The organism is Luteipulveratus mongoliensis, assembly GCF_001190945.1.
Taxonomy (GTDB): Bacteria; Actinomycetota; Actinomycetes; order Actinomycetales; family Dermatophilaceae; genus Luteipulveratus; species Luteipulveratus mongoliensis.
Genome location: NZ_CP011112.1, coordinates 2418069 through 2431656 on the forward strand (window position 1 = coordinate 2418069; position 13588 = coordinate 2431656).

The 13588-nt window shown below is 69.3% G+C and carries 12 protein-coding genes; 6 read left to right on the forward strand and 6 right to left on the reverse strand.

Features of this window, described 5'->3' with window-relative positions; translation table 11 throughout:
• Positions 1–6 precede the first annotated feature (6 nt).
• A complete protein-coding gene (locus VV02_RS11580) occupies positions 7–1524 on the reverse strand; it encodes a multicopper oxidase family protein (RefSeq protein ID WP_052591693.1) in 1518 nt (505 codons plus the stop codon).
• Positions 1521–1982 carry a hypothetical protein gene (locus tag VV02_RS11585; protein ID WP_157063378.1) on the reverse strand — a complete coding sequence of 154 codons (462 nt, stop codon included), beginning with the start codon at positions 1980–1982 and terminating at the stop codon, positions 1521–1523. The genes VV02_RS11580 and VV02_RS11585 overlap by 4 nt, the downstream gene beginning before the upstream one ends.
• Before the next feature lie 102 nt (positions 1983–2084).
• Between VV02_RS11585 and map the strand changes: the two genes are divergently transcribed.
• On the forward strand, positions 2085–2852 hold the full coding sequence (gene map, locus VV02_RS11590) for a type I methionyl aminopeptidase (protein WP_052591695.1): 768 nt from the start codon (positions 2085–2087) through the stop codon (positions 2850–2852).
• Positions 2853–2859: 7 nt separating this feature from the next.
• Here the strand turns inward: map and VV02_RS11595 are convergent, their stop codons facing one another.
• The 3 genes from VV02_RS11595 to VV02_RS11605 are packed head-to-tail and all read right to left on the reverse strand — an operon-like array spanning position 2860 to position 4916.
• Positions 2860–3444: a hypothetical protein gene (locus tag VV02_RS11595; RefSeq protein WP_052591696.1), complete on the reverse strand. Its 585-nt coding sequence runs from the start codon at positions 3442–3444 to the stop codon at positions 2860–2862.
• 10 nt (positions 3445–3454) lie between these two features.
• Positions 3455–4381, reverse strand: a complete 927-nt coding sequence (locus VV02_RS11600) for an amidohydrolase family protein (RefSeq protein WP_052591697.1) — start codon at positions 4379–4381, stop codon at positions 3455–3457.
• A 4-nt stretch (positions 4382–4385) separates the two neighbouring features.
• A complete protein-coding gene (locus VV02_RS11605) occupies positions 4386–4916 on the reverse strand; it encodes a MarR family winged helix-turn-helix transcriptional regulator (protein WP_052591698.1) in 531 nt (176 codons plus the stop codon).
• A 90-nt stretch (positions 4917–5006) separates the two neighbouring features.
• Between VV02_RS11605 and VV02_RS11610 the strand changes: the two genes are divergently transcribed.
• From VV02_RS11610 to ftsY, 5 genes are all read left to right on the forward strand, one after another.
• Entirely contained in the window at positions 5007–6287 is a 1281-nt protein-coding gene (locus VV02_RS11610) for an MFS transporter (protein ID WP_169787675.1), read from the forward strand.
• 79 nt (positions 6288–6366) lie between these two features.
• Positions 6367–7050 (forward strand): peptidoglycan-binding protein, encoded by a 684-nt coding sequence (locus VV02_RS11615; RefSeq protein WP_179945358.1) that lies wholly within the window; start codon positions 6367–6369, stop codon positions 7048–7050.
• A 141-nt stretch (positions 7051–7191) separates the two neighbouring features.
• Positions 7192–10860, forward strand: a complete 3669-nt coding sequence (smc, locus tag VV02_RS11620; protein ID WP_083450093.1) for a chromosome segregation protein SMC — start codon at positions 7192–7194, stop codon at positions 10858–10860.
• Positions 10861–10970: 110 nt separating this feature from the next.
• Complete coding sequence (locus tag VV02_RS11625) at positions 10971–11228, forward strand: hypothetical protein (RefSeq protein ID WP_157063380.1); 258 nt, start codon at positions 10971–10973, stop codon at positions 11226–11228.
• A 121-nt stretch (positions 11229–11349) separates the two neighbouring features.
• A complete protein-coding gene (ftsY, locus tag VV02_RS11630; protein WP_052591702.1) occupies positions 11350–12612 on the forward strand; it encodes a signal recognition particle-docking protein FtsY in 1263 nt (420 codons plus the stop codon).
• A gap of 12 nt (positions 12613–12624) precedes the next feature.
• Here ftsY and VV02_RS11635 read toward each other — a convergent pair whose 3' ends face one another.
• On the reverse strand, positions 12625–13554 hold the full coding sequence (locus VV02_RS11635) for an oxygenase MpaB family protein (RefSeq protein ID WP_245633058.1): 930 nt from the start codon (positions 13552–13554) through the stop codon (positions 12625–12627).
• Positions 13555–13588 lie beyond the last annotated feature (34 nt).

Sequence of the window (13588 nt, forward strand, 5' to 3'; positions counted from 1 at the left end):
CGATCGTCAGGTCACGGTGAAGTGGACCATCATCGCCATGTCCTCGTGCTCGAGGTTGTGGCAGTGCATGACGTAGCGGCCTCGGTAGCCCTCGACCTGGACGAGCACCTCGACCGCGTCGCCGGGCACCACATCGATGGTGTCCTTCCAGCCGAGCTCGGGCTTGCCATACAGCTGCATCCGCACCATGTGGGGGTGTACGGGGTGATGGACGTCGCTGCTGATGCGCCAGCGCTCGACCGTGCCGAGGCGGGGCCGAGCGATGTCCTTGCCGTCCGCGAACGTGATGCCGTTGACCGACCACTCACCATGAGGATGCCCGTCAGTCGCCTTGCCGAGTGCGAAGTGCAGGTCGCGGGTCACCATTGACGCCGTCTCACGCAAAGGTTCGACGGTCGACAGCCGTGCGGGAATCCTGCTGTCGTCCTTGGCTTTTCGCGCGATCTGGAACTGCATGACCTGGCCTGCACCGCCTGACCCGAAGCCGTTGCGCATCGTGACGCGAGTGCCGACCGGGACGGTCGAGAAGTCGACCACGACATCGACGCGCTCCGCGGGGGCGAGGGTCAGGGAGCGCTCGCGCTGAGGAGCCGGCAGCAGCCCCTGGTCGGTGCCGACCTGCACCAGGTCGACGCCGTGATCCATCGAGATGCTGAAGCGGCGCGCGTTGGAGGCGTTGAGCACGCGGAAGCGGTAGCGCGCCTGGTCGACCTGCATGAGAGGCCACGGCCGTCCGTTGACGAGCACCACGTCGCCCAGCACGCCACCGAGATAGCTGTCGCGTACGCCGTGCGCCTTCTGGTTGGCCGACAGCGCCGGATAGCTCAGCTCACCGTCAGGGCCGAACGCGCGGTCGCAGATGATCAGCGGTACGTCGCGCTCGCCGCGGGGGAGCGGCAGTGCGTCGTCCTCGTCGTCATGGACGAGGAACATCCCGGCCAACCCGGCGTAGACGTTGGGACCGGTGAAGTCCATGGTGTGGTCGTGGTACCAGAGCGGCGCTGCGCGTTGCCGCAGCGGATAGGTGTAGGTCCGCTCGCCGATCACGGTCCGGGCGGCCAGGCCGCCGTGCAGCTGACGTCGGGCAGCGGGATTCCGCGGCTGGACCAGGTCGGTCGGGTAGCCGTCCTCAGTCGACGGGGTGACGCCGCCGTGCAGGTGCATGACGGTGGGCACGGGGAGGTCGTTGCGCAGTCGTACGGTCGTCTGCTGGCCGGCGCGCGCCGTGATGGTCGGACCAGGGAACGTGCCGTCGTAGCCCAGGATTCGGGTCTTGCGCCCGGGCAGGATCTCGACGTCGGCGGGGCGCGCAACCAGCTCGTACGCCGGTGCGCCGTGTTGGGTGGACCGCGCGGCCGGTGGCCGGGTGAACGGCACGGTGTAGGGCTGGGGGAGCGGAGCGCTGCTCTTCAGGACGGTGCCGGTCGAGCCGGTCTGCTCGCCACACGCCGCCAGGCCGGGGACGAGTGCGAGCGCACCGCCTCCGAGAATCAGGGCGCGTCTGCTCACCTGCGGGCCGGTCATCGGACGGGCTCCACCGGAGTGCGGGGCCGCCAGGACATCCGGGCCCGTCCGGGACGGCAGGCCCACACGACGAGCGCGACGGAACCGGCCACGATGGCGACTCCGAGCGGGATGTGCACCGAGGTCGTACGGGTGTAGCCCATGGCGAGCTGAGCCGGGATCAGCACGAACATGGCGGCCGACCAGATCAGGGGCTGGAGGCCCAGCCGCCCTGGTCGCCACACCAGGACTCCGGCGACGAGCAGGAGTGTGGCCGACAGCATCGCGATGCCACCGACTGCCGCGTGCGCGGACAACGACCCGAAGTCGCCCTCGAGGAAGCGTCCGATGAGGATCGGTTGCGCCACCATCAGCAGCGCGTGCAGCACACTGACGACGCGGTAGATCCAGAGGGTGGTCATGGTCTGCGCAGGCGGCGAAGGTGCGGCGACTTCTGCGGTGGCCATGGTGGCAGGCATCGGAGCACTCATAAGCAGGCAATCTACATGTAGATAGCCGTCATGTCACTCGGTCGGAGGGGGTGGCCGTAGCGAGCGGACGCGCGGCATACGGTAGGACCCGTGATCGAGTTGAAGACGCCGCAGGAGATCGAGGCGATGCGACCGGCCGGCCGGTTTGTCGCATCCGTGCTGACCGCGCTGCAGGAGAAGGCCGCCGTCGGGGTCAACCTGTTGGAGCTGGATGCGCTGGCGCACCAGATGATTCGCGACGCCGGCGCAGAGTCCTGCTATATCGACTACCACCCGAGCTTCGGCGCGAGCCCGTTCGGCAAGGTGCTGTGCACGTCGGTCAATGACGCGGTGCTGCACGGCCTGCCGCACGACTACGTCCTTGCCGATGGAGATCTGCTGTCGGTCGACTTCGCGGCGTCTCTGGGTGGCTGGGTCTCGGATGCGGCACTGTCCGTCATCGTGGGCACGCCGCGAGCAGAGGACAAGAAGGTCATCGAGACCACCGAGCGGGCGCTGGACGCTGCGATTGGGCAAGCGCAGGTCGGTGCCAAGGTGGGCGACATCTCCGCTGCGATCGCCGAGATCGCTCACGCCGCAGGCTATTCGGTCAACACGCAGTTCGGCGGCCACGGTGTCGGTCGCACCATGCACGGCGACCCGCACATCGCCAACGACGGCCGCGCGGGTCGAGGGCTACGGCTGCAGCCGGGACTCGTCATCGCCATTGAGCCGTGGTTCATGGAAGGCACCGATGAGATCTACACAGATCGCGACGGCTGGACCCTGCGCAGCCAGGACGGGTCCCGCGGCGCGCACAGCGAGCACACGATCGCGATCACGCCCGACGGTCCGCTCGTCCTGACGGCGCGCGACTGATCGCGGCTCAGGACCACTTCCAGCTCGACGTCACGGCGCTGATCGCGGTGTTGCGTGCCTGCTGGGTTGAGGTCTTGCTGAACGAGAACGTGACCGTGTAGGACGTGCCGTCGCGCAGGATGTAGAGCTGTTCGACCAGGTACGGCGTCGGGCCTGTCTTGGCGTCCGCGGTCACGTGAGATGACTCGGTGCCGTCGACCTGGGTGCGCGGCAGCACCTGGACGTTGGACGCGCCGGCCGACTTCAGCTGGGTGGCCGATGCGGCTTCGACGGCAGCCAGGGTGACGCGGCCCGCACCGGTCTGGCGAATGACGTTGACGTTGTCGGCGAAGCCGTCTCTGTCGCTGGTGTTGGTCATGATCGTGTCGACCTTGGCTGTGGACTGGCCCGTGACCTTGTCCTTGGCGTCGGTCCACCCGGTCGGGCCGCTGTAGGAGTAGCCCGTACCCGTGATGGTGGCGCCACCTGCCGGTGCACTCGTCGAGGCGGGCGCAGACGGACCGGACACCACGCCTGGGCCGGAGTCCGAGCAGGCGCTGAGCGCGAGGGCAGCGAGCACGATCAAGGGCCCTGCGGTGGCTGTACGACGCATAGTTGGCACCTTACTGACGGGTCTCGTGGGCAGTCGGCAGAGGGCCGTCGTGGTCAGCTTGCGGAAGTCGCATGAGGCGAGCGCCGCTGTGCCACAGCACGTCTCGCATCCAGTCATCGCCCAGCTCAAGTCGTTGCAGCGACTCGAGCTGATGGGCGTAGGGGTACGGAATGTTGGGGAAGTCGCTGCCGAGGACGACCTTGTGCTGCAGGTCGGCGAGGCGAGAGGCGTAGCCGGGTGGCATCGGCGTCATCGCCTCGGTGAAGTCGGTGCCGACCATCGTCGTGTCCAGGTGGACGTTGTCGAACTGTGCTGCCAGGTCTGCGAACTCGTTGTACTCGGGGAGCCCGGCGTGAGCGATGACCAGGGTGAGTCGAGGAAACCTGGCGAGCAGCCGGCGTATGGGATCGACGCCCGTATGGGCGCCGCCGTGCGGACCGGACCCGCAATGAGTGACCACGGGAATACTGTTGTCCTGCAGCACATCCCACGCGCCATCGAGGACCCGGTCGTCGGGTGCGAAGTTGCCTACCTGGACATGCACCTTGAAGAGCCGAGCGCCCGCGTCGACGGCAGCCCGGACGTATGCCGGCGCGGTGGGTTCGGCGTACAACGTGCCGCTGTGGATCGCATCCGGCACGCGTGCCGCGAACTCGGTGCACCACTCGTTCAGCCAGCCGGCCATACCCGGCTTGTGTGCGTACGTCAGGGACGGAATTCCCTTGAGTCCCAACGTTCGTACGATCTCCAGCCGCCGGTCTTCGTCGTAGCGGTAGGCGATCGGCCAGGGCGGGCCGCCGAGCTGCTCGACCGAGTCGAAGAACGCCCAGACCTTGTCCAGCACGCGGTCGGGGAGGAAGTGGACGTGGATGTCCGCCAAACCCGGGAGCCCGAGGTCGCGCCAGAGCGCAGGGACGTCCTGGTCGTGCAATGTCATGCGCTCAGTCCTCTGCCTTGTCGAGGGCGATGAAAGCCTTGCGCAGCAACGCATTCAGACGCGTCATCTCGGTCACGGTGAGGCCGGCGAACAGCCCCTGCTCGCGTTCGCCCCAGCGGTGCACGATGCGGTCCCATGCCTCGCGGCCGGCGGGTGTGGCGTCGATCAGCACGCTGCGACGGTCGTTGGGGTCCTCACGTCGAGTCACCAGGCCATTGGCGACGAGACGGTCGATCCGGCTGGTCATGCCTGCGCGCGTCACGTCCGCTCGTGTGGCCAGCTGCGCGGGGGTCGCCCTGTTGTCCACGTCCTCGCCGCCGAGCAGGTGGTGCAGCGTCTTGAACTCCTCGTGGGAGAGGGGATCGCCGACGAGCAGCTCACGCAGCCGGCGGTCGGACAGCTTGACCATGTTGTGCATCCGGGTCAGCGCACCCTCGACCTCGCGGTCGAAGCCGTCCTCGTCCTTGAACAGGCGAGACCACCGATCGAGGTGCTCGTCCGCGAAGTCTGTCGGCGGGGTACGTCCTGGGCTCACCCTTCGCAGTCTGGCATCTCCTCGCCACCGTGCCGTGCTCTGCCTGATAGTTGGATGACAGATAGTTAGATGGCGTACTACTATTCTGTCATGATGATGCAGGGAGAGGGCTGGGCCGTGTGGCGGCACCGTGACTTCCGGTGGCTGGCCACCGGGCAGGGGCTGTCCTGGCTGGGTGATGCATTCCAGCCGATCGCGCTGGCGGCCGGAGTGCTCCTGCACGACGGCAGCAAGACCGATCTGGGGATCATCCTGACGCTGAGCATGGTCACGCGGGTGGTCTGCATGCTGGCCGGCGGAGTGTGGGCGGATCGCCTGATGCCGCAACGCATCATGGTCGTTGCTGACATCGTGCGCCTCGGCGCGGCGCTCGGCATCGCGGCCCTGTTCGCCTCGGGTGCATGGAGCGTCGCGTCCCTCGCTGCTCTGGCCATGGTCTCGAGCGCGGCGGGCGCGTTCTTCATGCCTGCCTTCATCGCTCTCAAGCCCAACCTGGTGCCGACGGCCGAGCGGCAGACGGCCAACGCGATGCTGACCATGCTGCAGACCGGAGCCATGATCGTCGGCTCGGCGACCGGTGGTGCCTTGGTGGCCCTGACCGGTTCGGCGACCGGATTCCTCATCAACGGAGTGTCTTTCGTCGCCTCGGCGGTCTGTGTGACCCGAGTTCGGGTGCAGCCTGTGCGTCAGGAGCGAACTGGCTTCTTCGACGAGCTGCGCGGCGGACTGCGGGCCATCACCTCACGGCCGTGGTTGCGCGCGGGCATTCTCGGTGCGACCGCCTACCACCTCGGCAACGGCATGCTGCTGGTCCTGATCCCGTCCATCGCGATTCACGAGCTCGGTGGCCCGACCGCACTCGGCCTCATCGAGGCCGCGACCGGCGTCGGTGGGCTGATCGGTGGCATCGTGGCGATGCGGATCAAGGTTGGTCGCCCGCTCCTGCTCGCGTGGCCGATGCTCGCGGCGCTGCCGCTCGGGCTGCTGAGCTATGTGTGGCCGCAGCGCCTGGCGGTCGTGCTGATGTGCACGGTGGCGGGCTACCTGGCACTGATGTTCTTGGAGGTGCTGTGGGAAACGGCGATCCAGCACCATGTGCCGCAAGAGCAGCTGGCCCGGGTCGGCTCCTGGGACTCGCTGCTGAGCTGGGTCATCTTCCCGCTCGGCAGCAGCCTGGCCGGTCCGTTCGCCGACACGTTCGGCACCAAGCAGGTGTTTGCGGTCGCGTGCTCCTATATGGCCGTCGCGGCGCTCTCGCCCCTGCTGACCCGACAGACGCGTGAGCTGCGGTCGTCCTCGACGCCGAGCGCTCCGCGTACGGCTCAGCCTTCGGTCTCAAGCGAAAGCATGGTGTCCTTGACGGGGTCGTGAGAGGCCGTTGACCGAGTCTTGGCGTGTCTCTTGCTGCACGGCCACCAGGTCTGTCGGGAAATTGTGCACCCTGGAGAGCATGACGAAGAAAACGATTTCCGCCGGCCTAGTCGCTGTAGCCGCCACAAGCGCGCTGCTCGCGGCTCCAGCCGTGGCGCAGGCCGAGTCCGCACCCCACTCAACGACCCAGAGCACCGCACCGGGCGCCGGCAACGGCCTGCGTGAGTTCCAGGCCGCGCACGGCCTGAAGCCCACCGCCCGGCTCAACCCTGAGACGAGCCGCGCGCTCGGACAGACCTCGGCCACCGAGGCAGCGCGCTACTTCAAGACCGCCGACGACCTCGACCCGACCCAGCTGGCCAACGCGCGCATCGTCATCGGCGTCGGCAAGGGCGCCGCCAACGTCTCCGACCAGGGCAAGGTCATCGCGCTGATGACGGCGATGCAGGAGTCGAAGTTCGTCAACTACACGGTGCCGGTCGACCACGACTCGCTCGGGATCTTCCAGCAGCGGCCCAGCACCGGCTGGGGTACGCCCGAGCAGATCACCGACGTACCGACCTCGACGAAGTCGTTCTACGGCGTCGCGCCGTTCGGCAACAACCCCGGCCTGATCCAGATCCCCAACTGGGAGACCCGCCCGCCGGGTGAGGTCTGCCAGGCCGTGCAGGTGAGCGCCTTCCCCGACGCGTACGCCCAGTGGGAGGGCTTCGCGCGCGACCTGCTCGCCAAGGAAGGCCCAACCGTCGACCCCATCTTCTGACCCGTCCGCGTCGCCGGCGGTGCGCTGGGGGAGGGCTGCTCATACCTCAGACGCGCCGTCGGCGACGCGCGAGTTCCCGACAAAGCCGCCCGGCGCCGTACAGTGACCTGAATTCGCCGCCGCCGGGAGGATCCGCCGCTCGTGTACGTCAAGAGCCTGACCCTGAAGGGCTTCAAGTCCTTCGCCTCGGCGACCTCGATGCGCCTCGAGCCCGGCATCACCTGCATCGTCGGCCCCAACGGGTCCGGCAAGTCCAACGTCGTCGACGCGCTCGCCTGGGTCATGGGGGAGCAGGGGGCCAAGAGCCTGCGCGGCGGCAAGATGGAAGACGTCATCTTCGCCGGTACGCCGGGGCGCCCGCCGCTCGGTCGCGCCGAGGTGACCCTGACCATCGACAACACCGACGGCGCCCTGCCGATCGACTACACCGAGGTCACCATCTCGCGGACGATGTTCCGCAACGGCGGCTCGGAGTACGCCATCAACGGCACCTCATGCCGTCTCCTGGACGTCCAGGAGCTGCTGTCCGACTCGGGTATCGGCCGCGAGATGCACGTCATCGTCGGTCAGGGCCAGCTCGACGCGGTGCTGCGGGCGACGCCGGAGGAGCGGCGCGGCTTCATCGAGGAGGCCGCCGGAGTCCTCAAGCACCGCAAGCGCAAGGAACGTGCGCTGCGCAAGCTCGAGCAGATGGACGGCAACCTCACGCGCGTCAACGACCTCACCACGGAGATCCGCCGTCAGCTCGGCCCACTGGGTCGCCAGGCCGAGACTGCGCGCAAGGCGGCGGTCATCCAGGCGGACGTACGCGACGCACGGCTGCGCCTGCTCGCTGACGACCTGATCCAGCTCACCAGCACCCTCGAGCAGGAGGTTGCCGACGAGACGGCCCTCATCGAGCGACGCACGCAGGTCGAGCAGACCCTGGCCGGTGTCCGCGCCGAGCTGGACCGCCTTGAGCGCGAAGCGGCCGATGCCGCGCCGATGCTGACGACGGTGCAGAACCACTGGTTCACGCTGAGCTCGCTCAAGGAACGTCTCGAGGCAACCGGCACACTCGCCGCGGAGCGCGTACGACTGCTCGCCCAGGACGACGAGGACGAGCAGCAGAGCTCGACCCGAGATCCCGAGCAGCTGCGTCGCCAGGCCGAAGAGCTGCGCGGTCAGGAGCAGGCGACGCGCCAGGAGATCGAGCAGGCAGCGACCGCGCTGCAGGTCGCGATCGATGGACGAGCCGAGCTGGAGAGGGCCTACGAGGACGAGCAGAAGCGGCTGGCCACGCTGGCCCGAGCCGCGGCAGATCGGCGAGAGGGTCTGGCCAAGCTGCAGGGTCAGGTCGGCGCTCGTCGCAGCCGGATCGAGGCCGGTGAGGCCGAGCTGGGACGACTGCGCGAGAGCATCGGCGAGGCGCTCACCCGGGCCAGCCGTGCGGAGCAGGAGTTCGCCGCTCTCGAGGCCACCATCGCCCAGGACGAGGAGGGCGAGGAGGGTCTCGACGACGTCTACGAGAGGGCGGCCGAGGCCCTTGAAGCGGCCCAGCTCGAGCTCGAGGAGGTCCGGGAGGCCGAGCGCACTGCCGACCGGGACCGCAACAGCTTCCAGGCGCGAGTCGAGGCGCTCGAGCTCAGCCTGCGGCGCAAGGACGGCGCGGCATCGCTGCTGGCGGCCGAGCAGCCGCATCGTGGTCTCCAGGGCTCCTTGTCCACGCTCCTCCAGGTCGAGCAGGGTCGTGAGGCCGCGGTCGCGGCGGCCTTGGGCGGCGCCGTCGATGCGCTCGTCGCGGACGATGTTGACGCTGCCGCCGGAGCCTTGCGAGCGCTGCGCGAGCAGGACGCCGGCCGCGCAGTCCTCCTTGTAGGCAGCACCGCTCGCCCTGACGACTCCTTCGAGAAGCCCGATCTTCCGCAGGGCGGGGCGTGGGCGGTGGACGTCGTCACCTGCGCACCCGCGCTCCGACCGGTCATCGACCAGATCCTCCAGCGCGTTGCACTGGTCGCGGACAGCACCGAGGCGCAGCAGGTCACTGCTCGCGCGCCCCACGTCACGGCCGTGACGGCTGAGGGTGACGTCTTCGGTCCGGGAGTCGTCCGCGGCGGATCTGCGGCGGCACCCAGCCTCATCGAGATCCAGTCAGCCGTGGACGATGCGCGTGCCCAGGTCAGTGCTGCGGCGCACCGCGGCGAGCAGGCGCAGTTCAAGGTGAACGAGCTCGGTGGCCGGGTGGAGTCCTTGGCGACCGAGGCCGAAGCAGCGCTGGAGCGACTGCACGAGTCCGACGCCAGGATGTCGGCCGTGGCCGAGCAGCTCGGCCAGCTGGGCCAGCTCACGCGGTCCGCCGGCGCCGAGCGGGATCGGTTCCAGCAGGGCATCGCCCGCGCCGAGACCGCGCTCGAGGCAGATCAGGCCGAGCTCGATGAGCTCGAGCAGCGACTTTCCGCCGCCGAGGAGGAGCCGGGCGATGTCGAGCCCAGCACCGACGACCGCGACCGGCTCGCGCTCGAGGCGGCACAGGCCCGTAGCCGCGAGACCGACCTTCGGCTGGCGCTGCGCACCCGTGAAGAGCGCGTCCGTGCGCTCGCCGGTCGCGCCGACGGCATGGAGGCGGCCGTTCGCTCCGAGCTCGAGGCGCGCGAGAAGGCCCGCGCCCGCCGCGAACGACGCGAGCAGCAGGCCACCGTGGCCGCGGCGGTCGGCCGGGGCGCGGCGTACTCCGTGCAGATCGTGGCTGGACTGCTCGAGGTGGCGGCCGACCGGCGTACGACCGTCGAGCGCCAGCGCACCGAGCGCGACCGAGCGCTCGCCGAGGTCCGCGCCAAGGTCAGCACTCTCGGAGACCAGCTGCGCGAGCTGACCGACACCGTCCACCGCGACGAGGTGGCCCGCGCCCAGCAGCGACTGCGGATCGAGGCCCTGCAGACCAAGGCGATCGAGGAGCACGGCACCGATCCCGACGTCCTCGTCGAGGAGTTCGGACCGCACCAGCTGATCCCGCACGTGCCGGGGCCGGACGACGACCCGGACAACCTGCCCGAGCCGCAGCCGTTCGTGCGCGAGGCCCAGGAGAAGCGGCTGCGCAGCGCGGAGCGCAAGCTTGGCCAGCTCGGTCGGGTCAACCCGCTGGCGCTCGAGGAGTTCGCGGCGCTGGAGGAGCGACACAAGTTCCTCACCGAGCAGCTGGACGACCTGCGGCGTTCCAAGGACGACCTGCTCTCGATCATCGCTGAGGTGGACGAGCGGGTGCAGAAGGTCTTCGCGGAGGCGTTCTACGACACCGCGGCGCAGTTCGAGGGCGTCTTCGGGCGGCTGTTCCCGGGCGGCGAGGGCAAGTTGATCCTCACCGACCCGAGCAACATGCTCACGACCGGCATCGAGGTCGAGGCCCGGCCGCCCGGCAAGAAGATCAAGCGGCTGTCGCTGCTGTCCGGTGGCGAGCGGTCACTGGTCGCGGTCGCCCTGCTGGTGTCGATCTTCAAGGCCAGGCCGAGCCCGTTCTACATCATGGACGAGGTCGAGGCCGCCCTCGACGACGCCAACCTGGGCCGCCTCATCACGCTGTTCGAGGAGCTGCGCGGCTCGAGCCAGCTCATCGTGATCACCCACCAGAAGCGCACGATGGAGGTCGCCGACGCGCTCTACGGCGTCTCGATGCGCGGCGACGGTGTGACCACAGTGGTGTCTCAGCGGCTGCGTGACGTGCAGGACGACCCGGCGCCGGTGGCCGAGCCGCGCCCGGCCGAGCACGCACCGGACGCCGGGCAGGACGACGGCGATCGCGTCGACCCGAGCCACGAGCCGGTGCCGATCTCCTGAAGCCCTAACGGGTCGGCTCACATGTGAACCCCCGACGAACACCGGTGATACATGTCCGGATTCGGGCGCGCCGGTTGGGTATAAGGGGATTCATTGCGCACACTAGGCGCATGGTGTGGTTGATCTTGGCAATGGTGGTCTGTGTCGTACTCGCGGGTGCGGTGGTCGGGCTCGTTGCTGTTCCCGCTCGCCGGGAAGGTCGAGAGGTCTTCACCGAGCGTGGTGACGACGTGATCGCTGGTGTCGCCCGCCGCACCGACAAGGTCGTGAGTGGCGCCAAGGGCGCGACCGGTTCCGTCGTCGAGGCGGCTAAGAACCGTACGCCGTCCGTGCCGAACCGCACCGAGACGAGCGAAGCCAGCGAGTAGCCCGCCACCGTCGTACGACGGTGCTCGGCTGACGCGACCTCGAGGGGTCGCGTTCGTTGTCTGTGGGGCCGCACCGCCGACGCCTGAGTCCGCGAGGCTCGACGTTTGCCATGATGGGCGCGTGGATCAGCTCTGGGTAATTCTCTCCGTCATCACGCTCGCCGCCGTTGCGGGCCTGATTCTGGTCGTTGGCCTGTTCCGCGGGCGAGGTGGCAAGACCAAACAGCTGCCGCCGACTCCGGCACCGACGGAGCAGCCTGAGCGGACCCCGCCCAAGGCCAACACCTACAAGCCGGGGGCTGGCGCGAAGATCGACACCAGCGGTGGCACCGCCACGCTGGACCGCCCCACGGCAACACCCCCGACCACGCCGCCACCGGCTGACACGGCCCCGGCTCCCGCACCGACCGATCCGGAGCCCGAGCTCGCCGAGCCGACCGCCCCGTCGCTCGAGCGGCCCGAGTCCGCGCGCGGTCGGATGGCTCGGCTGCGCGAACGCCTCTCCCGTTCCAACACTGCCCTCGGCAAGGCGCTGCTCGCCCTGCTGGCCGGCGGCAAGCTCGATGACGAGGCCTGGGAGGAGGTCGAGGACACGCTGCTGCAGGCGGACCTCGGCGTCGAGGCGACCACCGAGGTCGTCGACTCCCTCAAGACGCGCGTCCAGGTGGCCGGTGTCGTCGACGAGGACGAGGTCCGCGGCTGGCTGCACGAAGAGCTGCTCAAGCAGGTCAACCCGACGATGGACCGGCGGATCGCGGCGAGCCGGGTCGACGGCCGCCCTGCCGTGGTCCTCGTCGTCGGCGTCAACGGCACGGGCAAGACGACAACGGTCGGCAAGCTCGCTCGCGTCCTGGTCGCCGAGGACAAGGACGTCGTGCTCGGCGCGGCCGACACGTTCCGTGCTGCCGCCGCAGACCAGCTCGAGACGTGGGGCGCCCGCGTCGGCGTACCCACGGTCCGTTCGGACCGTGAAGGCGCCGACCCCGCGGCCGTCGCCTTCGACGCGGTCAAGGGAGGCGCTGAGTCGGAGGCCGATGTGGTGCTGATCGACACGGCCGGGCGACTGCACAACAAGTCCAACCTGATGGACGAGCTCGGCAAGATCAAGCGCGTCATCGAGAAGCAGAGCCCGATCGACGAGGTGCTGCTGGTGCTCGATGCCACCACGGGTCAGAACGGCCTGCGCCAGGCGGAGGTGTTTGCCGAGGCCGTCGATGTCACCGGCATCGTGCTGACCAAGCTCGACGGCACGGCCAAGGGCGGCATCGTGGTCGCTGTCCAGCGGCAGCTGGGTGTCCCGGTCAAGCTGGTCGGACTGGGCGAGGGCCCGGACGACCTGGCGCCGTTCGACCCGGCAGCCTTCGTCGACGCTGTCCTCGACTGACCCGTTCCTGGTCTAACCCGCCCGCAGGCTGCGCGCCCGCTGGACCGGCGGATCGCTCAGCATCCACCGGACCGCGGCGGCTCCGGCGCGGCCACCGGCGTTCAGCACGGTCGGGCCGCCCGGCGGGAGTCGGATGCCGAGCATGGCGCGGGCCGGCGACGGCAGTGATGCCACGGCGCCGCTGACCAGCAAGGCGTAGCCCGGTCGTACGGCGACCGGCATCGGCGGCTCGAACATCACGAAGCGTGCGGCGTCCCGAGCCAGGTCCGAGCCCTCGAGCTCTGGTTCGTACGACGCGAGTACCTCTCGCAGTCCTCGCACCGTGCTCGGCGGCTCAGGGACGCCGAGGCGTGCCGCGATCGAGCCGATCTGGGCGACGTAGACGTCGGCATCGGCCGCGCTGAGCGGCTGGGCGCCGTAGCGCGTGTGGCACTCCAGGAAAGAGTCGGCCTCGGCCGCGTGCACCCAGGAGAGCAGGTGCGGGTCGTCGGCGCGGTAGCCGCGACCGTCCGGCGCGGAGCCACGCACCCGCCGATGGATCCCGCGGATCCGGGCAAGCAGCCGCTCGGCGTCCTCGACGGTCCCGAACGTCGTGGTGGAGATGAAGTTGCTGGTCCGCTGCAACCGTCCCCAGGGATCGCCGCGGTAGCCGGAGTGGTCCGAGACCCCGGCCATCGCCAGCGGGTGCAGGGACTGCAGCAGCAGGGCGCGCAGGCCGCCGACGAACATCGCCGCGTCCAGATGGACCTGCCAGATCGGGTCGGCGGGGGAGAACCATCGCTCACCGGCACTGCCCCAGATACGGTCCGCACGCTCGCCGGCCTCGGCCCCCGCGACCCGGCTCTGCAGTGCCATGGCCGCACGATGGCGTACGACGGTGTGCGCCCTCCGCAGGGCGCTCACGGGGTCCAGGGAGCCGGGGACGAGAAGCGGTGCAGCCACCCCTTCAGTATCGCTCTGCGGGCTGCAGATCTCG